General features: G+C 58.1%; 20 protein-coding genes. 16 read left to right on the forward strand and 4 right to left on the reverse strand.

Translation table 11 applies throughout. The features are described from left to right. Window position 1 precedes the first annotated feature (1 nt). Together VEB01_RS17655 and VEB01_RS17660 are read right to left on the reverse strand one after the other, a co-directional pair. Entirely contained in the window at window positions 2-3376 is a 3375-nt protein-coding gene (locus VEB01_RS17655; RefSeq protein ID WP_324877730.1) for a hybrid sensor histidine kinase/response regulator, read from the reverse strand. A gap of 347 nt (window positions 3377-3723) precedes the next feature. Continuing rightward, entirely contained in the window at window positions 3724-4572 is an 849-nt protein-coding gene (locus VEB01_RS17660; RefSeq protein ID WP_324877732.1) for a hypothetical protein, read from the reverse strand. Window positions 4573-5262: 690 nt separating this feature from the next. Here VEB01_RS17660 and VEB01_RS17665 point away from each other — a divergent pair. The 15 genes from VEB01_RS17665 (at window position 5263) to VEB01_RS17735 (ending at window position 20103) form a co-directional block, all read left to right on the forward strand. Next, window positions 5263-6495 carry a hypothetical protein gene (locus VEB01_RS17665; RefSeq protein ID WP_324877734.1) on the forward strand — a complete coding sequence of 411 codons (1233 nt, stop codon included), beginning with the start codon at window positions 5263-5265 and terminating at the stop codon, window positions 6493-6495. Window positions 6496-6537: 42 nt separating this feature from the next. Further along, window positions 6538-7839, forward strand: coding sequence for an urea ABC transporter substrate-binding protein (gene urtA / locus VEB01_RS17670; RefSeq protein ID WP_324877736.1), 1302 nt, complete (start codon window positions 6538-6540; stop codon window positions 7837-7839). A gap of 435 nt (window positions 7840-8274) precedes the next feature. Next, complete coding sequence (urtB, locus tag VEB01_RS17675) at window positions 8275-9918, forward strand: urea ABC transporter permease subunit UrtB (RefSeq protein WP_324877738.1); 1644 nt, start codon at window positions 8275-8277, stop codon at window positions 9916-9918. 3 nt (window positions 9919-9921) lie between these two features. Further along, window positions 9922-11007, forward strand: coding sequence for an urea ABC transporter permease subunit UrtC (urtC, locus tag VEB01_RS17680; RefSeq protein WP_324877740.1), 1086 nt, complete (start codon window positions 9922-9924; stop codon window positions 11005-11007). Continuing rightward, complete coding sequence (urtD, locus tag VEB01_RS17685) at window positions 11004-11828, forward strand: urea ABC transporter ATP-binding protein UrtD (protein ID WP_324877741.1); 825 nt, start codon at window positions 11004-11006, stop codon at window positions 11826-11828. Before urtC ends, urtD begins: the two co-directional genes overlap by 4 nt. Further along, a complete protein-coding gene (locus tag VEB01_RS17690; RefSeq protein ID WP_324877743.1) occupies window positions 11828-12607 on the forward strand; it encodes an ABC transporter ATP-binding protein in 780 nt (259 codons plus the stop codon). The genes urtD and VEB01_RS17690 overlap by 1 nt, the downstream gene beginning before the upstream one ends. A 202-nt stretch (window positions 12608-12809) precedes the next feature. Continuing rightward, window positions 12810-13349: a HupE/UreJ family protein gene (locus VEB01_RS17695; protein WP_324877745.1), complete on the forward strand. Its 540-nt coding sequence runs from the start codon at window positions 12810-12812 to the stop codon at window positions 13347-13349. Between the two features lie 9 nt (window positions 13350-13358). Then, entirely contained in the window at window positions 13359-14180 is an 822-nt protein-coding gene (locus tag VEB01_RS17700) for an urease accessory protein UreD (protein WP_324877746.1), read from the forward strand. 241 nt (window positions 14181-14421) lie between these two features. After that, window positions 14422-14724, forward strand: a complete 303-nt coding sequence (ureA, locus tag VEB01_RS17705; RefSeq protein WP_324877748.1) for an urease subunit gamma — start codon at window positions 14422-14424, stop codon at window positions 14722-14724. 141 nt (window positions 14725-14865) lie between these two features. Then, a complete protein-coding gene (locus VEB01_RS17710; protein WP_324877750.1) occupies window positions 14866-15171 on the forward strand; it encodes an urease subunit beta in 306 nt (101 codons plus the stop codon). Beyond that, a complete protein-coding gene (gene ureC, locus VEB01_RS17715) occupies window positions 15168-16871 on the forward strand; it encodes an urease subunit alpha (RefSeq protein ID WP_324877752.1) in 1704 nt (567 codons plus the stop codon). The genes VEB01_RS17710 and ureC overlap by 4 nt, the downstream gene beginning before the upstream one ends. Before the next feature lie 10 nt (window positions 16872-16881). Next, the gene (gene ureE / locus VEB01_RS17720) at window positions 16882-17319 is read left to right on the forward strand and encodes an urease accessory protein UreE (protein ID WP_324877754.1); all 438 of its coding nucleotides are present in this window, start codon (window positions 16882-16884) and stop codon (window positions 17317-17319) included. Continuing rightward, window positions 17309-17983, forward strand: a complete 675-nt coding sequence (locus VEB01_RS17725; protein ID WP_324877756.1) for an urease accessory protein UreF — start codon at window positions 17309-17311, stop codon at window positions 17981-17983. Before ureE ends, VEB01_RS17725 begins: the two co-directional genes overlap by 11 nt. Window positions 17984-18165: 182 nt before the next feature. Beyond that, on the forward strand, window positions 18166-18786 hold the full coding sequence (gene ureG, locus VEB01_RS17730) for an urease accessory protein UreG (protein WP_324877757.1): 621 nt from the start codon (window positions 18166-18168) through the stop codon (window positions 18784-18786). Window positions 18787-19065: 279 nt separating this feature from the next. Continuing rightward, window positions 19066-20103 carry a cytochrome-c peroxidase gene (locus VEB01_RS17735; RefSeq protein ID WP_324877759.1) on the forward strand — a complete coding sequence of 346 codons (1038 nt, stop codon included), beginning with the start codon at window positions 19066-19068 and terminating at the stop codon, window positions 20101-20103. 157 nt (window positions 20104-20260) lie between these two features. Here the strand turns inward: VEB01_RS17735 and VEB01_RS17740 are convergent, their stop codons facing one another. Beyond that, a complete protein-coding gene (locus tag VEB01_RS17740; protein WP_324877761.1) occupies window positions 20261-21562 on the reverse strand; it encodes a hypothetical protein in 1302 nt (433 codons plus the stop codon). A gap of 425 nt (window positions 21563-21987) precedes the next feature. Between VEB01_RS17740 and tyrS the strand changes: the two genes are divergently transcribed. Continuing rightward, window positions 21988-23193, forward strand: coding sequence for a tyrosine--tRNA ligase (tyrS, locus tag VEB01_RS17745; RefSeq protein ID WP_324877763.1), 1206 nt, complete (start codon window positions 21988-21990; stop codon window positions 23191-23193). Here the strand turns inward: tyrS and VEB01_RS17750 are convergent. Next, on the reverse strand, window positions 23171-23409 hold a 239-nt coding region (locus VEB01_RS17750; protein WP_324877765.1), incomplete at its 5' end, for a hypothetical protein. The genes tyrS and VEB01_RS17750 overlap by 23 nt on opposite strands.

Here is a 23409-nt window from a genome sequence, read left to right on the forward strand (position 1 = left end):
CTTAGGCCTCGTTGAGTATTTTCTTTATGTCGCCGAGACGGAATTCCCGCGAAAGGGTTCGAAGGCGGCTCGCGAACGGAGCGTAGCCGCCGTCGCTTTCGACCAGTGCTTCCAGACGGTCCGCCAAGCCGCGAAGGTCGCCGATTCGGGCAAACGCGACCAGTTCTTTCAGGCAATCCGGGGGCGGGCGTATCATCGGCGCCTCCGGGTCGGCCGTGGACCGGCTTTGTGCCGTGTCGTCTCCGCGATACAGCCAATCGAGGCTTAGATGCAGCTTGAGTTTGCACAGGAGTTCGCTGATCTGGATGGGCTTGGCCAAGAAGTCATCGCAGCCGGCGGCGATGGTCGAGCGGCGGTCGTTTTGATAGGCATTGGCGCTTACTACGACGATGGGGGTCTTGCAGCCGGTCTGACGTAGGCTGGCCGCGGCCTCGATGCCGGTCATTCCGGTCATCAGAATGTCCAATAGGATCAGGTCCGGGTTCCACTCCCGTACCAGCGCCAAGCACTCTTCGCCGGAGCCCGCTTCCTTGAGATTAAAATCCAAGGGGGCCAATGCCGAGGTCAACACGCCGCGGTGCTCCGGTTGGTCGTCGACAATCAGAATCTTGCGGCGCGGACCGCAATAACCCACGATATCGTCCTCGTTCAGCGCCTCGTCCGCGCTTCGGAGGTCCGGAAGAAAAAGCCGCACCGCAAACGTGGAACCCTGCCGAGGCTCGCTCTCCACCGTGAGTTCGCCGCCCATGACCTGCGCCAATATCTTGCTGATCGTCAGCCCCAAGCCGCTGCCGGGAATGGCGTTGCCGCGCGCGTTCGCCAATCGCTGAAAAGGCAGGAATATGGTCTCGAACTGGTCTTGCGATATGCCGTCGCCGGTGTCGACCACCTGAAAGCGGGCGATCTCTCCGCTGTAGCCCACGCGGAACAGCACCCCGCCGTCCTGGGTGAATTTCACGGCATTGCTCAGTAGGTTGATGAGAATCTGGCCCACCCGCTTTTCGTCTCCGCGAATCCGGCGCGGCAGTATGTCGACGATTTGGCAGCGGAAAGTCAGCCCTTTCGCTTCCGCTTGCGGCTTGAACATGCGCACCAACTGCTCGATGAAGGCCGGAAAATCGATCGGCGCAGGCCGCAGCTCGATCTTGCGCGCTTCGATGCGGGCGATATCGAGAATGTCTTCGATCAGAGAGGAAAGATGCTCGCCGCTGCGCTGAATGATTTCCACCGCATCCCGCCGATGGGCCGGGATGCTCGGATCTTTCCGCAAGATCTGGGCATACCCGAGAATGCTGTTCAGCGGCGTCCGAATCTCGTGGCTCATGTCGCTCACGAAGCGGCTCTTGGCCTGATTGGCGCGGTCGGCGGCTTCCCTGGTTTCCTTAAGCTTGCCGTCGGTTTTGCGGTGTTCCTCGATCTCCTTGAGCAGCAGAGAGGTTTGCTTGCCGGATTCCTCCTGGGCTACCTGCCGGCTCTCGTTGCTAAGCACTACCCACCACGCGGCCAGGCCCAGAAACACCAGCAGCGACGAATACACCTTGAGGAAATTGTTGAGCAGCGCTTGGGATAAAGCCTCGTCCCGCTGGGCGGCCACCAGGATGTCCTGGTAATAGATCACGCCCACGAAGATGCCGGTGAGCGCGGCGAGGAGCAGGTAAACGAGAGCGAACTGAACCAGGCGCAGCTTGAGCTGGGGCGACAAGTGTGCGGGCAGCCAGCGGCTCGCCAGCCGCTCCAATTGATCCCTGAGGCGCGCGTTCGGCTTGCAGGCGTCCAGACAGCGGGCGTCCAGGGTGCAGCAGAGCGAGCAGATCGTCCCTTGATAGGCGGGGCAATAAGCCTTGTCCTCCATCTCGAAATCGTTCTCGCAAATGCAGCATTTGGCATGGGGCGTGGTCGGCCCCCAGTCGTCGCGGTCTCTCGCCAGATAATGCCGGCCGCGCGTCATTGCGGCGATGGCCGGCGCGAGCAGGAAGGCGGTGGCCAGGGCGATAAAGGCCGAAAACGCTTGCGGCAGCGCTCCGAAAACGCCCGCGTAGGCGGCGATGGAGACCGCCGAGGCACCTAGGGTGGAAACCACCCCGACCGGGTTGATGTCGGGCAGGTAGGCGCGCTTGAACTCGACGAACGGCGGGCTGAGCCCCAGCGGCTTGTTGATCACCAGATCGGCGGCCAGCGCGCCGATCCATGCGATCGCCACGTTCGAAAAGAGTCCTAGGACCCGCTCCAGCGCGCCGAATACGCCGAGTTCCATGAGGAGCAGGGCGATCGACACATTGAAGACCAGCCACACGACCCGCCCGGGATGGCTGTGGGTCAGCCGCGAGAAAAAGTTCGACCAGGCGAGCGACCCCGCATAGGCATTGGTGACATTGATCTTGAGCTGCGAGACGACCACGAAAAGCGCCGTCGCCGCCAGCGCCGGCCTGGCGTCGTCGAATACGTAGCCGTAGGCCACCAAATACATCTGGGTCGGTTCGTGCGCCCGTTCATCGACGATTCCATGCCGAAGCGCCAGATAAGCCAGGAAAGCGCCCCCCAGTTGCCGGGCCATGCCCAAGAAAATCCATCCGGGACCGGCGACGATCGTGGCCGCCCACCACCGATACCGGTTTTTTTGGGTTTTTTCCGGCAAGAACCGCAGGAAATCCACTTGCTCGCCGATTTGGGCCACCATGGAAAAGGCCATGGTCGCGGCCGTTCCGAACAGAATCCAGTCGAACTGCGCTCCGCGAGCCTCGCGGCCGGGGAATAGGGTGAGTTCGGCCAGCGCCTGGGGTTCTCGCCAGATGACGGCCGCATACGGTGAGATAAGCAGCACGATCCACAGCGGTTGAGTCCAGAGCTGAAGGCGGCTGATGGTGGTGACGCCGTAGGTGACGAGCGGGATGACCGTCAAGGCGCTGACGACATGCGCGGCGGCGATGGGGATGTCGAAATACAGCTCCAGCGCCAGCGACATGATGGACGCTTCGAGCGCGAACAGGGTGAAGGTGAAGGAGGCGTAGATCAGCGAGGTCAGGGTCGAGCCGATGTAGCCGAACCCGGCGCCGCGGGTCAGCAAGTCCATGTCGATGTTGTGCTTGGCCGCGTAATAGCTGATCGGCAGGCCAGTGAGGAAAACGACGAGCCCCACGGCCAGAATGGCCCAGCAGGCGTTGACGAAGCCGTAGTTGATGGTCAGAAAGCCGCCGATGGCCTCGAGCACCAGAAATGAAATGGAGCCGAAAGCGGTGTTCGCCACCCGGAATTCGGACCATTTCCGAAACGACCGCGGCGCGAACCGCAGCGCGTAGTCCTCCAGGGTCTCGTTCGCGACCCAGGCGTTATAGTCGCGGCGTATCTTTACGATGGCCTGACGGCTCAATACCCCCATGAAGATGTTCTGCCTCTTGTATGGTTCTTATTGGAGAAGCTTCGAACAATCCAGAATCCGTTCGCATCGGGCGTGGCGGCGTCGAAATACGAAAAGCCAACACTTCGACGTCGCTACGCCCGATGCGAACGGATTCTTTGAGAACGTCTTTAGAGAGGCGGGCACCGTTCCTATCTTGTGCCACGCCCGAATCCTCCAGCGGCAGCAAATCGCGTGCCGCTGAGCCAGTCATGTGAGAGAACACCGAGGGCGAGGGGCGTACTCGCCGGTCAGTGCCCCGACTTGGAGCAATTACCGGGAAATTGCACATCAAAAGGGCGAACCAGCGATGCGAAGACGGCTCGGGTTTATTTCCTTTCGAAGCCGAAGTCGAGAATCACCGGATTGCCGCGGTTATGGATGATGATTTGTTTGCGGCCTTCCTCCTCGTTAATGTTGGTCTCGGTTTTTACGGGCGGCTCTGCCGGCGGAGTTGCAGGGCTGCCGCCGGATTCCGAGGTTTCGGCCGCTGTGCTTTCACCGGTCTCCACCGGATGGACGGGAAGCGGCTCGATTGCGGCGCCGCTCTTTTTCGCCGTAGGTTTTTCCTTCACCTCGATGCGTATCTCGGGCATCCACGTGGTCGTGCTTGCCGACGGCTCCGTTTTCTTCCTCGGTACCTTCAGTTCGTCGAGAAGATTGAAGCAGACCGTTCCGATGTGATTCTCGTAAATTTCCAGTAATGCCCGATCGCTCTTGGCACGGCTCGAATTCTTGATTTTCTCGTCCGCGATGAAATCCATGAACAGGCTGGCGGTTTCGGACGGCCCGGCAGCGGATTTGAGCGCACAGGTCACCGGGAGCACCTCCGCCTTTTGGAAATCGAGCGCACGCGGATCGGAATTGCCGATGCTGAACGAAAAGCCGGTGGGTGTGCTCTTGTTTTCGATAGTTCCGACCTGGGCTTCCATGATGTGAGTCGTATCGCTTTTCCGGCTGTCGCCCGTATCCGCCTCGACCGGATATCCCCAAGAGCTCAGATTCTTGCTGATCCGTTCGGCCATGGCCGGAATCGGTGCCTCATCCAAATTATCGGGTGCTACACGGAACAGAATTTTCCCGACCGATTCGGGCCGCAGAGGAGTGCCTTGGGGTTTTAATCCTACGGAGCAGGCGGCAAGTATGCCCAAGGAAACGATCAAAAATGGGAGACGCATAAGCATTATTTTTGGTGAATTTACAGCGGTTTCAGCGTCATGGTTAATCCCGTAGGGTACCCCCGAGCATCGTCGCCTGGGACCGGAATAGCCCATTGGGGCGCGCGAAGGATCGCGCGCGGCGACCGAGGCACACGGACGTGCCTTCGGTCGCCCCCGGTCCCAGGTGACGACGCGCAGGATCAGGGTGCCCTTCGGGTGGCCTTTTCTTTGGGTACTTTCTTTTGGCCAAACAAAAGAAAGTACCCCGCGTGCGGGGCGGCCCCCCGCTCTAAAACCATCGCCGCGGTTAGCGGCACCTCTTATGGGCTCCCTCAAGCCCCCACTATGCCATAGTGGTTGCCGGAAACGCTGACGCTTATTCCGGCCTACATCTCGGACTATGCAGAGCGGCGCACCGCACAGACTCTAAGCCGATATCCCCCGCCTCGGCATACGTCATTTGACTGATTGTGACATATGCCCCCCGGAAATCTAATTAGCCCCGTCCTCACAATGAGTTAGCCGCAACGGCTGGCTCCGTGAACCGCTCTTCGGATTCAACCAATAAGGATATTTGCCGAGCCGGGTGAAAAGCCTTTACCGGCGAAGCACGCGGACATCTGGGTGACTTGTGCCGACACCGGAAATGACCGTCGTCGGACGCAGGAGCGCTCGTAGACCGACATTAACGATTAGGGGATTTCAGTCATGAACAATCGAGAGAATTGCGCGACGCAAGCCGATAGCCGCGGCTTGCAGAATGCGCTTTTGCCCGCCGCCTTGGCGGCGTTGACGGTGGCGTATGCGCCCGTGTCGCACGGGGGAGCGACGTTCAAGATCGACGATACCAAGTGGGTGAGCATAGGCGCCGGCCTTAGAACGAGCTTTACCGCCACGGAGGAGGCCGCCAACGCAGGCAAATGGTCCAACGACTTCAATCTGGACAACATCCGTCTCTATCTGAACGGCCAGATTCACAAATACTTCAAGATCGAGTTCAACACCGACTGTCAAACCTGCGGCGACGGCGGCGAGATGCGCATTCTCGATGCCATCGGCAAATTCGAGTTCGATCCGCTGTTCAACATCTGGATGGGCCGGATGCTGGTGCCCGCCGAGCGCCGCGAAATGAACGGGCCGTTCTTCAGTGCCGTGTACAACATCTTCGGCGCCGGCACGCCCTTCGAACCGTCGGACTTCAACACCACGATAAGATCGGACGGCACCTCCGCCGGCTCCTTCGGCCGCGACGACGGCGCCACCATCTGGGGCTCGGTTTTCGACAGCCGTTTCCAGTACGCCGTGGGTTTCTTCCGCGGGCTTCGGAATGGCGCCAACGTCGACGACAACATCCTCTATGCTCAGCGTTTCGCCTACAACTTCCTGGACGTGGAAAAAAACCCCGGTTACTACACTTCCGGCACCTATTACGGCCGGGGCGGCGACATTCTGACCTTGGGCGTTTCGAACCAGTACCAGGAAGACGGCGCCGGCACCCGGGCCGATCCGGGCCAGTTCCGCGGCACCGCGGTGGACGTTCTGTTTGAAAAGCCTTTGGGCGACATGGGCGTGGTGACGGTCAACGGCGAATACAAGAACTACGGCATCAAGGGCTACGGCATGGCGTCGCGCTTGGCCGGCGGTGGCTTCGCCATGTTCGAGGGCAACGCCTACGACATGAGCGCCATGTATCTGCTTCCGCAGAAGGTGTGGATAGGGCAATTTCAGCCTTACATCCGCTACGTCAACGTCGATCCGATCAAGAGCGCCAGCCGCGAGAACTACGAGGCCGGCATCAACTACATCATCGACGGCCACAACGCCAAGATCATGCTGATGTACGAGTACGGCGACCTGCTCACCAAGGGGCTGGATTACACCTCGACGGCTTCGGGCGACGACGTCAGCTCGATCAAGCTGGGCTTCCAATTGCAGATCTGATCACTCTTTGGCATTCCATCAACCACTTAGGGGTAAGCATTCATGGCTGATTATCGAAAAACCTTCCCGCAGCTCTTGATTTGTTTGGTTCTGTCGTCGCTTGCACTTTTCTGCGGGGCAGAGGCCCGCGCCGAAGAGACGATCAAGGTGGGCATCCTCCATTCGCTCTCGGGCACCATGGCCATCAGCGAAACCACGCTGAAGGACACCATGCTGATGCTGATCGACGAACAGAACAAAAAGGGCGGTCTTCTTGGCAAAAAGCTGGAACCGGTGGTCGTCGATCCCGCTTCGAACTGGCCGTTGTTCGCCGAAAAAACCCGCGAGCTTTTGACCAAGGACAAAGTCGCCGCCATCTTCGGCTGCTGGACTTCGGTCTCCCGCAAGTCGGTGCTGCCGGTGGTGGAGGAATTGAACGGACTCTTGTTCTATCCGGTGCAGTACGAGGGCGAGGAATCGTCGAAGAACGTGTTCTATACCGGTGCAGCGCCCAATCAGCAGGCCATCCCCGCCGTCGATTACCTCATGAAGGATCTGAAGGTTAAACGCTGGGTCTTGGCGGGCACGGATTATGTATATCCAAGAACGACCAACAAAATCCTGGAAGCTTATCTGAAATCGAAAGGTGTGAAGGAAAAGGACATCATGATCAATTACACGCCGTTCGGCCATTCGGATTGGCAGAGCATCGTGGCGGACATCAAGAAGTTCGGCTCGGCGGGCAAGAAGACGGCGGTGGTATCCACCATCAACGGCGATGCTAACGTGCCTTTCTATAAGGAGTTGGGCAATCAGGGCGTTTCGGCCGAGTCGATCCCGGTCGTCGCGTTTTCGGTCGGCGAAGAGGAGTTGTCCGGCATCGACACCAAGCCGCTGGTCGGCCATCTCGCCGCCTGGAACTATTTCATGAGCGTCGATACGCCCGAAAACGCGGCGTTCATCACCAAGTGGCATCAGTTCATCAAAAACAGGAAGCGCGTGACCAACGACCCGATGGAAGCGCATTACATCGGCTTCAATATGTGGGTCAAGGCGGTGGAAAAGGCGGGTACGACCGATACCGACGCCGTGGGCAAGGCCATCATCGGCATCGAAGCGCCGAACCTGACGGGCGGGGTGTCGAAGATGCTTTTGAACCACCACATCACCAAGCCGGTGCTGATCGGCGAGATTCAGGACGACGGCCAGTTCCAGACGGTATGGCAGACCCAGAAGCTGGTCGAGGGCGACGCCTGGTCCGACTTCCTGCCCGAGAGCAAGCCGATCGTCGCCGAGTGGACGCCGCCGATCAACTGCGGCAACTACAACACCAAGACCAAGAAGTGTTCCGGTCAGAAGTATTGATCGACAGGGCAGTTCTTTTCCCTCCGGGAATAGGTAAGGGCAGAGGTATCTAGATAGGTCGATCAAAGAAGGAATCGCTGTGCGATGACTTTATTTGAGTGTGGGTTCTCGGACCCACGGCCGAGCTCCTTTCTTTTGCGCCGCCAAAAGAAAGGAGCCAAAGGCGGCCCGGTTGCCGCTTGATCCTTGCGCTCCTCGCTTTCAGCCGGGGTCGCCAGAAGGGGCCTCCATGCCCCTCTGGCGACGCGCGGAATCCTTTCCGCGCCCCTGGAGGGGCATTCCGGCCGAAAGCTCCGGTGCTCGGCGCGGCAAACGGGATTTAAAGACAACCCGGAAACGGGGTTTCCGAGTTCGAAAACTTGTGTAGAGATTGTAGGCCGGGATAAGCGCAGCGTTCCCGGCAACCGGCGCTGTGTACAGAATTCGGGAGATGAGATGAGACCTTTGATTTTCAGCGTGCGGCGATGGGGCGTTGTCATGCTGAGCATGATGATGCTGGGCTTGTGCGAAGCGGCGGCGGGATCGGGGGACCCGTTCGCCGATGCATTGGCCCGGCTCAAGGAGGTTCCTCTGAATGAAATGGGCGAAGTCGTCGAACGGATCGCCGGCATCAAGGATTCGCGGACGGTGCCTGTGCTCCGGGCGCTCCTCGACGGACGTCTTTACTACCGCAAGGACGACGGCGCGGTCGTTTTCGGCGATGCCGCCGAAGATGGTCTCTCGATCGTGAATGTCCTCGACGGGCAGGCTCAAGGCACCGTGGCCAAGTTCGATCTCAAGAAGATCAGCATCAACAATGCGTTGCGCACGACCCTGCGCGAAACCCTCGGGCGGCTCGAATTGACGGTGGAAGACCCCGTGCAGCGGCTCAAGGCGGTCGAGGCCATGAGCCAATCTCTGGACGAAAAGAGCGTAGGATTGCTGCGCGCCCAACTTGATGTCGAAACCGATCCCAAAGTTTCGGAAGCGATCGGATCGGTCCTGGCCTTGGCCGATCTATCGAGTGATGACAAAAATCTACGTATCCGTGCGATCGATGCCTTGCATGGCAATCTGAGGCCAGACGTATTTAACCGTCTGAACGAACTGCTGGAGAAGGATGAGGAGGGCCGGTATCTGGAACCCGATTCGGATATTCGAAATTCGGCCCAAGTCGCCATCAAAACGATCGAATCCAAGCTGACCGCGTATCGCGCGGCCGAGACGGTCTTTTTCGGCTTGAGCCTGGGAGCGGTTCTGGTGCTCGCCTCCATCGGCTTGGCCATTACCTTCGGGGTTATGGGGGTTATCAACATGGCCCATGGCGAGCTGATGATGCTGGGTGCTTACACCACCTACGTGGTACAGCAGCTGATGCCCGGGCATCTGGACATTTCCCTGTTCGTGGCTATTCCGGCGGCATTTCTGCTGTCCGCGCTGGTCGGGATTGCGATCGAGCGCGGCATCATCCGCTTTCTCTACGGACGACCCTTGGAGACCTTGCTGGCCACATTCGGAGTGAGCCTGTTTCTCCAGCAATTGGTCCGCACGATCTTTTCTCCCTTGAACCGTAGCGTGGCGACGCCGGCCTGGATGAGCGGTTCGGTGGAGATCAACGGCGCGTTGTCGCTGACTTTGAACCGGTTTTACATCCTCGTGTTCTGCCTTCTGGTATTCGCGGCCTTGCTTCAAATCTTGAAGCGCAGCCGGATCGGGCTTGAAGTGCGGGCGGTCGCGCAGAACCGGGCCATGGCCAAAGCCATGGGCATTCCGACGGAACGAGTCGATGCGCTGACCTTCGGATTGGGCTCCGGTATCGCCGGAGTCGCCGGCGTGGCGCTCAGCCAGCTCACCAATGTGGGACCCAATTTGGGCCAGTCGTACATCGTGGACTCGTTCATGGTGGTGGTATTCGGCGGGGTGGGAAACTTGTGGGGAACCCTGATCGGCGGGTTCTCGCTGGGGATCGCCAACAAGCTTCTCGAACCCTACTCCGGCGCGGTATTGGCGAAAATCCTGATGCTGGTCTTCATCATCGTATTCATCCAGAAGCGCCCGCGGGGTTTGTTCCCGCAGAAGGGCCGAGCGGCGGAGGCTTGATCCATGGCATTCAGCCTACTGCGCAAGCATGCGGTCGACGGTCCTTTTCTGATCGTGCTCGCGACGATTACGGTGCTCGTCCCGCTCGGCAACCTGGCTTTGCCGGAATCCTCGCCCTTGCATCTGTCGACCTACACCGTGACTTTGGTGGGCAAATATCTGACCTACGCGCTGCTCGCTTTGGCGGTGGATCTGGTCTGGGGCTATTGCGGCATTCTGAGCCTAGGCCACGGCGCTTTTTTCGCTCTCGGCGGCTATGCCATGGGCATGTATCTGATGCGGCAGATCGGCGAGCGCGGCGTATACGGCAATCCGGTTTTGCCCGATTTCATGGTGTTCCTCAACTGGCAGGAATTGCCCTGGTATTGGTACGGCTTCGATCAGTTCTGGTTTTCGCTCGTGATGGTGCTCTTGGCACCGGGCCTCTTGGCATTCGTGTTCGGATGGCTGGCGTTTCGCTCGCGGGTGACCGGCGTCTACCTTTCCATCATCACTCAAGCGCTCACCTACGCCCTGATGCTGGCGTTTTTCCGCAATGAGATGGGCTTCGGCGGCAACAACGGCCTGACCGATTTCAAAGACATCTTGGGCTTCAATCTCCAGTCCGACGGCACGCGCGCGGCTCTGTTCATGGCGTCCTCGCTCTCGCTGATGGGCGCGTACGTGGCCAGCCGCCTGGTGGTCGAATCCAAGCTGGGGCGGGTGGTGGCGGCGATCCGCGACGCGGAGAACCGGACCCGGTTCCTGGGCTATCGGGTCGAGCAGTTCAAGCTCTGGGTCTTCGTTTTTTCCGCGGTTCTGGCAGGTCTAGCTGGGGCCTTATACGTGCCCCAGGTCGGCATCATCAATCCCAGCGAGTTTTCTCCGCTGACCTCGATCGAGATCGTCATCTGGGTGGCGGTCGGCGGCCGGGGAACGCTTTACGGCGCGATCGTCGGCGCGATTCTGGTGAATTACGCCAAAACCGTATTCACGGGTGTATTGCCCGAAATGTGGCTGTTCGCCCTGGGCGCGATATTCGTGCTGGTTACCTTGCTGTTGCCCGAAGGTTTGGCCGGGCTTTGGCGCCGCCGGGAGCAGGCCGCATGACCGCCGCGAGCGCCGCCAAGGCAGAACTCACGGCCGTTCCGGCGAATGACGAGCAACTTGCCGATCGCCGGATCGAACCGGCACACAAGCCGATACTCTATCTGGAAGAAGTCACGGTCAGTTTCGACGGATTCCGGGCGCTCAATGCGCTGACGCTCTACATCGACGACGGCGAACTGCGCTGCATCATCGGGCCGAACGGCGCCGGCAAGACGACGATGATGGATGTCATCACCGGGAAGACCCGACCGGACAAGGGCACCGTTTATTTCGGCCAGACCCTGGATCTTTTGACGCTGGACGAGCCGGCCATTGCAGAAGCCGGCATCTGCCGGAAATTCCAGAAGCCCAGCGTGTTCGAGAAACAAACCGTGTTCGAAAACCTGGAATTGGCCATGCGCACCGACAAACGGGTATGGCCGATCCTGTTCGCGCGATTGACAGGGGAACAGCGGGATTCCATTCATGAAGTCCTTGAGACCATCGGCTTGACCGGGCATCGGGACCGGCGGGCCGGCGAACTGTCCCACGGGCAGAAGCAATGGCTGGAAATCGGCATGCTGCTGATGCAGCAACCCAAGGTGCTGCTGGTGGACGAGCCCGTAGCGGGCATGACCCACCAGGAGACGGAACGGACCGCCGAATTGTTGCTGTCGCTCGAAGGGAAGCACTCGGTCGTGGTGGTGGAGCACGACATGGAGTTCGTGCGGTCCATCGCCCGGAAGGTCACGGTGTTGCACGAAGGCTCGGTATTGACCGAAGGGCGCATGGACGAAGTCCAGAACGATCCGCGGGTGATCGAAGTGTATTTGGGGGCCTGATGCTGAGCGTAGCCGCACTGAATCAATACTACGGCGAAAGCCACACCCTTTGGGATCTGAGCCTCGATATTCCGGAAGGGTCCTGCGTGTCCCTCATGGGACGGAACGGCGTCGGCAAGACCACGCTGCTGAAATGCATCATGGGGCTGCTTTCCGCCCGGTCGGGCGAGATCCGCTTTGGCGATCGTTCTCTGACAGCGTTAAGAGCGGAAAAGCGCGCCGAATTGGGTATCGGTTATGTCCCGCAGGGTCGGGAAATCTTTCCCATGCTGACCGTGGAGGAAAATCTGAAGACGGGGCTCAGGGCACGCGGCGACAAATCCAAGCGGATTCCCGAAGAAGTGTTCGAGATTTTTCCCGTGCTCAAGACCATGCTGCGCCGCCGGGGCGGCGATCTTTCGGGCGGGCAGCAGCAGCAACTCGCCATCGGGCGGGCATTGGTGTTGCAGCCCAAACTCTTGATCCTCGACGAGCCCACCGAGGGCATACAACCCAATATCGTCAGCGAAATCGGCGATGTGATCATCCGTCTTAACCGGGCGCGCGGCAAAGAAGTCCACTTCGAGCGACGTGAGCCGTCCGTGGCAGACGAGATTCGCGACGCCATTGTCCGAGTCAACCGGGAAATGGGAGTGACGGTTCTCCTGGTGGAACAAAAACAGCATTTCGTAAGGCGCGTGGCCAACCGATTCTTTGTGATGGATAAGGGGCGCATCGTCGCCGGCGGGGCCATGGACGAATTGACGGAAGATATGGTGCGGCAGTATCTGACCGTGTAACGTGTTAAGACGCACCATCGATTTTCGATCTTACGGAGGATTCATGACTCAGCGGCTTTCGCGTAATTTGTTGATTTCGACCTTTGTAGGCCGGGATAAGCCTGTCCTGAGCCCCGTCGAAGGGGCAGCTGCCGTTCCCGGCGTACGGGCAAGAAAGCTTGTAGCAGCTTTGAAATTTTCTATAGCCGTCGTGGCGCCCTTAATGCTCCTATCCGAAGACGCTTTCGCCCACACCGGAGGCGGTTCGATTCACGGCTTTGCCGCCGGATTTTTCCATCCGTTCACGGGGCTGGACCATTTGTTGACGATGCTGGCCGTCGGTCTGTGGGCTGCTGTGCTGGGCGGCCGCGCCTTGTGGTTCTTGCCGCTTTCCTTCGTGACCGTCATGGCGGCCGGGGCCGGTATCCAGCATGCGGGTTTCGTTCTGCCTTCCGCCGAGGTGCCGGTATCGCTTTCGGTGGCCGTCATGGGGCTCGTTCTCTTGTGGAACCGGCGCACGGCATATGGTCTGGCGGGTGCTTTGGTGGCGGGTTTCGCCCTGTTCCACGGGTATGTACACGCCGAGGAAATCGGGTCGGGTATGAGCGCTTTCACTTATGCCTCGGGATTTCTGATGGCTACCGCGTTTTTGCACGGATTGGGAATTCTTCTCGGGGCCGTTGCCCGGAACCTTGAACCGCTGCGTCGGGCGCTCGGGGCGTTTTGCGCCGGTGTGGGTGTTTACCTCTTGGCCGGAAGCTAGGCCGCGGCCTTGTCAGTCCAGGAGTCGGGTTCGAGTTGGGAGGCGGACCTTCGGCTCGGCTTCGAATCCCGGCAGGGAAAAACCCTGCTGGTCCAGCGTCGGCACCGCGGCCCGCTCACGGTACAAAGGCCGTTTTATCCGGAGGGAGATCTTTGCCACGTATATCTTCTTCATCCGCCGGGTGGGGTAGTCGGGGGAGATCGTTTGGATATTCGGGTGAATGCCGGAGCGGAGAGCAGGGCGCTGGTGACCACGCCCGCCGCGGGCAAGTTCTACCGGAGCGAAGGCCTTGCGGCGCGGCAGTCGGTTCATCTGGCGGCAGGCGCGACCGCCGCGCTGGAATGGCTTCCGCAAGAGGCCATTTTCTATCGCGGGGCTCGGGTCGTTTCGGAAGTGGACGTCAGCTTGGCGGAGTCGGCGCGGTTCATAGGCTGGGAAAGCTTTTGCTTCGGCCGTCCGGCCAGCGGCGAAGCGTTCGATCGAGGAAGAGCGGCGTTTCGGTGGTCGATTCGGGTGAACGAAAGGCCGCTGCTGATCGAACGGTTCGAGGTGGATGATCAGGTTCTCAAGGCTAGCTGGGGCTTACAGGGACAGCCGATCGGCGCAACCCTGTACGCTTACCCTGCGTCGCCCAAAAGCCTGGAGCTTGTGCGGGTTGTCGCCGGCGACCGGCCCGCCTTCGGGGCTACGGTGATCGACGATTTGCTGGTGTGTCGCGCTCTGGACAGTCATATCGAGCCCCTGCGTCGGCTATTGGTCGAGTTGTGGCGGGCCATCCGTCCGGATGTCATCGGCCGGCCGGTGTGCTTGCCGAGGATTTGGGCGACTTGAAAGGCGTCGATAGGCAGAGTTCATCGAAACAAGATGTAGGGTGGGTTAGGCACGCTTTGCGATAAGCTTCCCGGTTGCATCGGCTTTGATGCGTGCCGTAACCCACCGGCGACCGTCGATGCAAGCCCAAAGGTTAATTGGTGGGTTACGACGCGCTCGAAGGTTAAGAGTAAAGGGAAGGGCCAAGGGAGGCGCGTCTAACCCACCCTACCCATGATTTTTGAAACGTGTAACAGCGGCCATGCAATTAACCCCACGAGAAAAAGACAAATTACTCCTTTTTACCGCGGCGCTGCTCGCCGAGCGGCGCAAGGCGAAGGGCTTGAAACTTAACTATCCGGAGGCGGTGGCTTATCTCAGCGCCGCCATCATGGAAGGTGCGAGGGAAGGACGCAGCGTTGCGGAATTGATGGCGTACGGGCGCACGCTGCTGAGCCGGGAGGACGTCATGGATGGCGTGGCGGAGATGATTCCGGAGGTGCAGGTGGAGGCGACATTTCCGGACGGCACCAAGCTGGTCACTGTCCATAATCCGATTCTATAAAATCTACTGCGCCCCGCCATGGCCGCGTTGCTCAAGGGCTCAAAATCCTCATGTACGCCTCTGTACACTCCGGTTTTTCGCCCTTTCGCGCCTTGCCCTGACGGGGCTCGCTACGGTTTTGAATAACTTTAGGGAGGGCGAATGATACCCGGAGAAATCTTCGTCGAAGACGGCGAGATCGAGCTGAATGCGGGACGCGAGGCCGTCACCGTGGTTGTCGCGAATACGGGGGATCGACCGATTCAGGTAGGTTCCCATTACCACTTCTTCGAGACCAATTCGGCTTTGCGCTTCGATCGGGATCTGGCTCGGGGCTATCGGCTGGACATCCCGGCGGGCACAGCGGTGCGTTTCGAGCCGGGCCAGACGCGGGAGGTTCGGCTGGTGCCGTTTGCGGGCAGCCGCCGCATTTACGGATTTCAACAAAAGATCATGGGTGCCTTATGAGCCGGATCGGGAGGCAAGCCTACGCCGAAATGTTTGGTCCGACCACGGGTGACCGGGTGCGGCTGGCGGATACGGAGCTTTTCGTTCAGGTGGAGGAAGACTGGACCGTTTACGGTGACGAAGTTAAGTTCGGCGGCGGCAAGGTAATCCGCGACGGCATGGGTCAAAGCCAGCGCACTTCGGAAACGGCGGTGGACACGGTCATCACCAATGCGCTGATCGTGGACCATTGGGGCATCGTCAAAGCCGATGTCGGCATCAAGAACGGACGGATCGCGGGGATCGGCAAGGCGGGCAACCCGGACACCCAGGCCGGGGTCGACATCGTCGTCGGTCCCGGCACCGAAGTCATCGCGGGCGAAGGGCAGATTCTCACGGCGGGCGGCATCGATGCGCATATTCACTTCATTTGTCCGCAACAGATCGAAGAAGCCCTGATGTCCGGGGTGACCACCATGATCGGCGGGGGAACGGGCCCGGCGACCGGCACCAATGCCACCACCTGCACGCCGGGGCCGTGGAACATCCACCGCATGCTGCAATCGGTGGACGGGCTGCCCATGAACATCGGCCTCCTGGGGAAGGGCAACGCTAGCTTGCCGGAGGCGCTGGAGGAACAGCTCCGCGCCGGGGCGATGGGATTGAAGCTGCACGAAGACTGGGGCACGACGCCAGCCGCCATCGATTGTTGTCTCTCGGTCGCCGATGCATTCGACGTGCAGGCGGCGATCCACACGGATACCTTGAACGAATCCGGCTTTGTCGAGGACACCTTGGCGGCGTTCAAGGGACGCACCATTCACACCTATCACACCGAAGGCGCGGGTGGCGGCCATGCCCCGGACATCATCAAGGCTTGCGGCGAGGCCAACGTGCTGCCCTCGTCCACTAATCCCACGCGGCCTTACACGGTCAACACGGTGGACGAACACCTCGACATGCTGATGGTCTGTCATCATTTGGACCCGGGCATTCCCGAGGATGTCGCTTTCGCCGAATCGCGCATTCGCCGGGAAACCATCGCCGCCGAGGATATTCTTCACGATCTCGGTGCATTCTCGATGATTGCGTCCGATTCTCAGGCCATGGGGCGGGTGGGGGAAGTCATCACGCGTACCTGGCAAACGGCTCACAAAATGAAGATTCAGCGGGGGAGTCTTCCGGAGGACCCGGCGCGGCACGACAACTTCCGTATCAAGCGCTACATCGCCAAGTACACCATCAACCCGGCCATCAGCCATGGCATTGCCCACGAGGTGGGTTCGGTGGAAGTCGGCAAGCTGGCCGATCTGGTGCTATGGCCGCCGGCCTTTTTCGGCGTCAAGCCCAGCCTCATTATTAAGGGCGGCATGATCGCCGCGGCGCCCATGGGCGATCCCAATGCATCGATCCCGACGCCGCAGCCGGTGCATTACCGCCCCATGTTCGGAGCTTACGGCGGTGCCTGCAGCGCGACCTCGATGACCTTTTTATCCAAGGCGGCAACCGAGGCGGACGTCGCGAAACGGCTGGGGCTCCAAAAGCTGGTCGGCGTCGTGTCGAATACGCGTAGCATCGGCAAAGCCAGCCTGATTCACAACAGTTACATGCCCCGGATCGAGGTCGACCCGCAAACTTATGCGGTGCGTGCGGACGGTGTATTGCTGACCTGCGAGCCGGCGGACGTGCTGCCCTTGGCGCAGCGGTATTTTCTGTTTTGATTTTCAGAGAATGTTGAAACTCACCGAATTCGCTCCGCCGGGACCGGATCATCAGGATACGCTGACTTTGCCCTTCGAGGCCCGGCAGAAAAGCCGCTTGCTGGTCCGTCTCGACAGCGGAGCCGAAGCGGGCGTGTTTCTGCCCCGAGGAACCATTCTCCGGGACGGAGACCGCTTGGCGGCTGACGATGGTCGCGTGGTGCTGGTGCGGGCCGCGGCAGAGCCGGTATCGGTGGTACGCACCGATGATTCGCTATTATTCGCCAAGGTTTGCTATCACCTCGGCAACCGGCATGTCGCTCTACAGATCAACCGGGGCGAACTGCGCTATCTCCGGGATCACGTGCTGGACGACATGGTGCGAGGATTGGGTCTGACGATCGAGCACGCACTGATGCCGTTCGAGCCGGAACGCGGGGCTTATCACGGACATCACCATGATCACTGATCTGGGTCTGGTGAAGCTGCTGCAACTGGTTAGTCCGGCGTTGCCCATCGGCATGTACAGCTATTCGCAGGGTTTGGAGCGGGCGGTGGAGGATGCCTGGGTAAGAAACGAGCAGCAGGCGGGCGAGTGGATTGCCGGAGTTCTCGAACGTTGCCAAACGAGAACGGATTTACCGTGCCTGTCACGCCTGTACGATGCCTGGGTCGAAGCGGATGTTGCCGCCGTCGAACACTGGAGCACCCATCTTCTTGCCTATCGGGAAACCGGCGAATTGCGAACGGAGGACCGCCTGAGCGGACAAGCCTTGGCTAGAGTGTTGGTCGGTTTGAACGTCGAGCGTGCCGGAGTTTGGGTGCGGAAGCCGTCCGCCACTCTCGCCACCTGTTTCAGCTTGGCGGCGGTAAGCTGGGGAATCCCTAAGTTCGAGGCGGCGCTGGGTTATTTGTGGAGCTGGCTGGAAAACCAGGTCCTGTGCGCCGTAAAGCTCGTACCGCTCGGACAAGCGGCGGGGCAGCGGTTGTTGAGCGAACTGGCGGAGCGCTTGCCCGGACGGGTGACGGAGGCGTTCAGCCTAACCGATGACGAGATCGGCGGCAGCGCCTTCGGCTTGGCTTTGGCCAGCAGCCGCCACGAGGTGCAGTACTCGCGGCTATTCCGTTCTTAAGATATTCGCCTTTAGTTCCCTCTCCCTTTGGGAGACGGTTAGGGTGAGTCGAAAACCACGGAGTTTTTTCTTTTGATTCCCTCATCCCACGTTCATACCGGGCGCTCTGGGCCCTTCGACTGCACTGTCGACGGGTCTCCCAGAGGGGGAAGGAGCAAAATGCGTAAGACCAAGAGAAAAAAATGAATGATCAAGATCGGCACGTATTGAGAGTGGGCGTCGGCGGTCCGGTGGGTTCGGGCAAGACCGCGCTGGTGGATGCGCTGTGCAAGCTGATGCGCGAACGCTATCAGATCGGCGTGGTGACCAACGACATCTACACAAGGGAAGACCAGCAATTTCTGATCCGCAGTCAGGCGCTGACGGAAGAGCGGATTTTGGGCGTCGAAACCGGAGGTTGCCCGCACACGGCAATTCGGGAGGACGCCTCGATGAACCTCGCGGCGGTGGACGACCTATGTCATCGGTTCCCGAATCTGGATTTCGTGCTGGTGGAGAGCGGCGGCGACAATCTCAGCGCCACCTTCAGTCCGGAGCTCGCCGATCTTACGATCTATGTCATAGACGTGGCGGCCGGCGACAAAATTCCCCGAAAGGGTGGACCGGGCATCACCCGCTCGGATCTCCTGGTGATCAACAAGATCGACCTCGCGCCTTATGTCGGCGCCTCGCTGGAGGTAATGGACCGGGACGCCCGAAAAATGCGCGGCGACCGGCCATTCGTTTTCACGAATCTGAAAACGGGCGAAGGATTGCAGATTGTTGCGGACTTCATCGTCCGGCAGGGCATGCTGCACGATTAAATCACTACAGCCGACAAAATGGCCGGCCGCTTATTTCGGGTTCCGCGGCTAACGCAAAGATGGGGCAAGATGAAATATCTGGACTGTTGTCTGCTCTGACCTTTCGGCATCCGGAACGAGTCGGTGTTGGGGCCCGACAGACCGATAATCCGGTATCGAGCTCTGGGTTGCAATTGTCAAAGTAATTCAATATAAGGGTTTCCCCTTACCCTACAAAAACATGCGACGGCCTTTCCGTCGGCGAATAACGAAATAACTAGAAGAGAGGAGCAGCATTCCATGTTTAAGCTGAATGTATTAATCAGTGCTCTCGCCTTGGCTGGAGCGTCGATGACTGCAGCGGCGGGCGAGTGGCAGGCATTGCCTAGTAAGGCGCCGGAACCCTCGGATAATCCGAGCACGCCAGCCAAGGTCGAATTGGGCAGAATGCTCTATCACGATCCTCGTTTGTCCTCCAGCGGCACGGTGTCCTGCAGTTCTTGCCACAACGTGATGAACGGCGGCGAGGATAATCGTGGCGGGTCGGTAGGCGTGCGCGGCCAAGTGGGCGGACGCAGTGCCCCAACCGTTTGGAATTCCGCCTTCAATTCGGTCCAGTTCTGGGATGGGCGGGCTCCGAGTCTTGAAGCTCAAGCCAAAGGTCCGGTAACCAATCCGATCGAAATGGGCATGAAAAGCTGGGACGACGTCATCGCCCGCTTGAAAGTTATTCCGGGTTATACGCAGGCGTTTACCGCCGCTTTCGGCAATGTCGATTCAGTCACCGCCGACAATGCCGCCAAGGCCATTGCAGCCTACGAGCGTACTCTGATTACTCCGAACAGCGCTTATGACAAATATGTCAACGGCGACAAGAATGCGATGACCGAGCAGCAGGTACGGGGCATGAATACCTTTGCAGAACTCGGCTGCAGCAGCTGTCATTCGGGACCCGCTTTCAACGGTCCGCAGCTGCCCGAGGGCACCGGGTTCTTCATGAAGTTTCCTACTTACGAGAACGGTTATCTTGAGGCCCAATACAACTTGTCCAAGGATATGGGGCGTTATGACGTAACCAAGAACGAAGCCGACAAGCATATGTACAAGGTGCCGACCCTGCGCAACATCGCACTGACGGCGCCGTACTTCCACAATGGCAAGGTAAAAAGCCTGGAAGATGCGGTGAAGGTCATGGCCAAGCTGCAGTTGAACAAGGATGTGACTCCGGAGCAAACCGCCGACCTTGTGGCCTTCCTCAATGCCTTGAATGGCGAATTCCCGAAGCAGGAAATGCCGCGGTTACCGAGCTACGCGGATAAAACCTTCGATTACGAATAATCGCAACGGTCAGTGTTTGGCAAAAAAGCCAGCTCTTTGAGCTGGCTTTTTTGTTTTTGCGCGCCGGAGAACGCTATATGCACAGCGGGACCGGGATTTTCCTCAAACAAGTTATGGCTTAGATCGTTACTTGTGGATCTCGGCGCTATAAACAGGATTATGGCTGGTAGAGGGTACAAGCCAGGATTCGTTCTTCGATCTGTCTTTTCAACTCATTGAACTCAGGGCTTTGGATGTCCTTGAAACGCTGCGCGAACTCGGTGGGATTCAAATTCTCCGGCAGATCATTAATGTTTGGCATAAATAAGGATTCATCGGCGCTCTGGCTCAGGATGTTTTGTACTTTGCGCGCCTTCTCTTCCGAGCGGACTGCAGTTTTGCCGAACAAGGCGCCGGCGTGATCGGCGGCTAAATCCGTGAAACTGAAACCGCTTCCGCTATGGGTATCGTTCATTTCTTTGGCAAGGCCGATCATGTTCGCCAAGGTGCTATGGCCGGACATGGCCAAAGCCGCTGAGGCCATAAAATGCTGGGCCGTATCGGTGCGACGGTTAAGGAGTACCCCGCGCCGGGGAGGAATGATCGGTTGCTGATTTGACGGCAGCCACTGCGCTATGTTTTTGCCGTTAACGTATGCACTTAAGACCAAAATTAGCGCGCGGTTTTCCTCGATCGGATTGTTGTCCTCAGATCGGCTCTTAGCCAGGGCAAACAGATCTTGCGTCAAAGGACCGAGTCGCATGAAACGCTTCAGTTGAGATTGATTGACGATTTCCGCGAGCTTGTCGTTATAAACCAATAGCCGTTCTTTATCGCCCAAATCGGTTATTAGACCTTTGGCTTGACTCAGCGCATCTCGATTCCAATTGACGGCCACCTGCAGCTGTCCATCGATGATACGGATTCTCTTGATCAATTGGTCGCCGATCTGACTGTATCGGAATAGCGGCGCAAAGTTCAAAAAGCCGCGCATAAGCCACTTAACCACCACCCTGGGCATGGCCAGACTGCCGAGTTTAAGCTGCTTGATGACTGCGTGAGGGTCAGCATCGTCAGCGATGACCCTGAAATTCAGAAAAAGCGGAGTCAGCTTTATAGGTAATCGGATAGTCATTGCGAGCTTCAATCGGCTTTTCTTGATCGTACAATTGGCCTGACCGTCCAATTTCTTCTTAAGAAGAGCGAAATTAGAGGCAGCAGTCAGATCACTGTCGGTCAAAACGATCAGCTTTTCCGGATTATCGGTCTGTGTGAACTGAACCGTTGTGCTGAGCAACTGTCGGGTTCTGGCCAGGTACTCGTGAGCGGGGTCTTGGCTCGGCGGTACCAAGGGTTTGGTTTCTATAACAAGCGCTACTAGAACGAGAACCGTCAGAAACGCCGGAAGGACGAGATAGCGGGCAAGAAAATGAATGTAAACCATGGTGCGAGGTAGAGCCGGTTTGGTCAAGTTGTCCATCTACCTGGCGGAAAGCCTAAGTGTGCTAATCATTATGCATGAGCAACGGGGCGTTTTTGTCGGAGATTTGTGATTTTATGCGGAGTGCAGAGCATTTTTGTAATTAATTAAGAAGGTAACAAGGGATCTATGGCAGCGTAGACTCTCTAAGGACAGCGTGCTGATAGATCCTCAGTGCCTCCTTTAGCTTGTGCCCGGACCTTCCAAGCGGTACACAGTATTGGGATGTATCTCTAAAACTTCAGTGACGGCGTTCACCGTGTAGCTTTAGATGCCGTGCAGCAGGTTTAGGGCGATCCGGCGAGTAATCTAACGAACTCGGCGTCTAACAAAGTTCATCGTGATCGCTAATTCTAAGCGACGTACATCTGCCCCTGATTTACAATTCCAGCTTTTTTATTCAGACGACCAAACAGGATTTCTCTATGTCTGTCGACGAAGCGCTAGCATTAATCGGAAGAGGCACGGCGGAGATTATCAGAGAAGATGAGTTAATCAAGAAATTGGGCGAAGGACGCCCTCTGCGCATAAAAGCCGGTTTCGATCCTACGGCACCGGATCTGCACCTCGGACATACGGTTCTTTTAAACAAACTGAAGCAGTTTCAGGATCTAGGTCACGAGGCTATATTCCTCATCGGCGACTTTACTGGAATGATCGGCGATCCCACCGGGAAAAATGCTACTCGCAAACCTCTGACCCGGGATCAGGTAATCGAGAATGCTCGAACCTATGAGGAGCAAATATACAAAATCTTGCATCCGGAGAAGACCCTGGTCATGTTCAATTCCAGTTGGATGAACGCTATGACCTCGGCTGACTTGATCCAATTGGCTGCTAAGCATACCGTCGCGCGAATGCTGGAGAGGGATGACTTTAGCAACAGATACAAGGCCGGACAGCCAATAGCTATCCATGAATTTCTATATCCGCTTATTCAGGGATATGACTCGGTCGCCATGAAGGCTGATGTCGAGTTAGGTGGAACTGACCAGAAATTTAACCTTTTAGTTGGGCGGCAATTGCAAGAAACATTCGGGCAGAAGCCTCAAGTTGTTATCACGATGCCGATTTTGGAAGGGTTGGACGGCATACAAAAAATGTCGAAATCGCTAGCTAATTACGTTGGAATTGCTGAGCCGTTCGATGAAATGTTCGGAAAGCTGATGTCCATTTCTGATGACTTAATGTGGCGGTATATGGAGTTGCTAAGTTTTACGCCATTGTCAGAGATCAATGCTTGGAAACGACAGTGCAGTGAAGGCGCTAATCCACGCGAATACAAGGTTCGATTCGCGCAAGAAATCGTGGGCCGCTTTCATGGGCCGTGTTTCGCTAAAAGCGCTTTGGAGAATTTCGAGGCTCGCTTTAAGCAAGGTTTGATTCCTGAGAACTTGGATGAGCAAGAGTTAGTAACTGGAGAAAGCGGCTATCCAGTCCCGAATCTCCTTAAAGATTTAGGCTTGGCCGCTAGTACCTCGGAATCGAATCGACTCATCCTGCAGGGTGGCGTAAAGATCGACGGAGAGAAGATCTCTGACCAAAAGCTAGTATTGAGGGCAGGAGCCTCATACATCGTCCAAGTGGGGAAACGGAAAATCGCCAAGGTTAAATTAAACCCACGCACTTGACGGGTGAGGTGGGTTGAGGCATAATAGTCAGCTCTTCCGGTGCTGACGGGCCTGAGCGAATCGGGCGGCGCAGGCGGCGGGAGGGAAGGGAAAAGGAAGGGTTGACACGGACTGGAAAGTCTTTATAATGATCCTTCTTCGCGGCGGACGCCGAATGTTCTTTAACAGATTGATCAAGCAATGGTGTGGGCGCTTGTGTCGAATTGGGCGAGTTTG

Origin of the sequence: Methylocaldum sp. (assembly GCF_035627495.1) — a bacterium.
In the GTDB taxonomy this organism is placed as follows: Bacteria; Pseudomonadota; Gammaproteobacteria; order Methylococcales; family Methylococcaceae; genus Methylocaldum.

Excerpts from the sequence above, each read along its gene's own strand:
- urtC (WP_324877740.1), top strand. The coding sequence starts at position 9,922 with ATGGCATTCAGCCTACTGCGCAAGCATGCGGTCGACGGTCCTTTTCTG.
- VEB01_RS17710 (WP_324877750.1), top strand. The coding sequence starts at position 14,866 with ATGATACCCGGAGAAATCTTCGTCGAAGACGGCGAGATCGAGCTGAAT.
- VEB01_RS17660 (WP_324877732.1), bottom strand. The coding sequence starts at position 4,572 with ATGCGTCTCCCATTTTTGATCGTTTCCTTGGGCATACTTGCCGCCTGC.
- ureG (WP_324877757.1), top strand. The coding sequence starts at position 18,166 with ATGAATGATCAAGATCGGCACGTATTGAGAGTGGGCGTCGGCGGTCCG.
- VEB01_RS17690 (WP_324877743.1), top strand. The coding sequence starts at position 11,828 with ATGCTGAGCGTAGCCGCACTGAATCAATACTACGGCGAAAGCCACACC.
- ureC (WP_324877752.1), top strand. The coding sequence starts at position 15,168 with ATGAGCCGGATCGGGAGGCAAGCCTACGCCGAAATGTTTGGTCCGACC.
- urtB (WP_324877738.1), top strand. The coding sequence starts at position 8,275 with ATGAGACCTTTGATTTTCAGCGTGCGGCGATGGGGCGTTGTCATGCTG.
- VEB01_RS17655 (WP_324877730.1), bottom strand. The coding sequence starts at position 3,376 with ATGGGGGTATTGAGCCGTCAGGCCATCGTAAAGATACGCCGCGACTAT.
- ureE (WP_324877754.1), top strand. The coding sequence starts at position 16,882 with ATGTTGAAACTCACCGAATTCGCTCCGCCGGGACCGGATCATCAGGAT.
- VEB01_RS17665 (WP_324877734.1), top strand. The coding sequence starts at position 5,263 with ATGAACAATCGAGAGAATTGCGCGACGCAAGCCGATAGCCGCGGCTTG.
- urtA (WP_324877736.1), top strand. The coding sequence starts at position 6,538 with ATGGCTGATTATCGAAAAACCTTCCCGCAGCTCTTGATTTGTTTGGTT.
- ureA (WP_324877748.1), top strand. The coding sequence starts at position 14,422 with ATGCAATTAACCCCACGAGAAAAAGACAAATTACTCCTTTTTACCGCG.
- tyrS (WP_324877763.1), top strand. The coding sequence starts at position 21,988 with ATGTCTGTCGACGAAGCGCTAGCATTAATCGGAAGAGGCACGGCGGAG.
- VEB01_RS17735 (WP_324877759.1), top strand. The coding sequence starts at position 19,066 with ATGTTTAAGCTGAATGTATTAATCAGTGCTCTCGCCTTGGCTGGAGCG.
- VEB01_RS17740 (WP_324877761.1), bottom strand. The coding sequence starts at position 21,562 with ATGGACAACTTGACCAAACCGGCTCTACCTCGCACCATGGTTTACATT.
- VEB01_RS17695 (WP_324877745.1), top strand. The coding sequence starts at position 12,810 with ATGCTCCTATCCGAAGACGCTTTCGCCCACACCGGAGGCGGTTCGATT.
- VEB01_RS17725 (WP_324877756.1), top strand. The coding sequence starts at position 17,309 with ATGATCACTGATCTGGGTCTGGTGAAGCTGCTGCAACTGGTTAGTCCG.
- urtD (WP_324877741.1), top strand. The coding sequence starts at position 11,004 with ATGACCGCCGCGAGCGCCGCCAAGGCAGAACTCACGGCCGTTCCGGCG.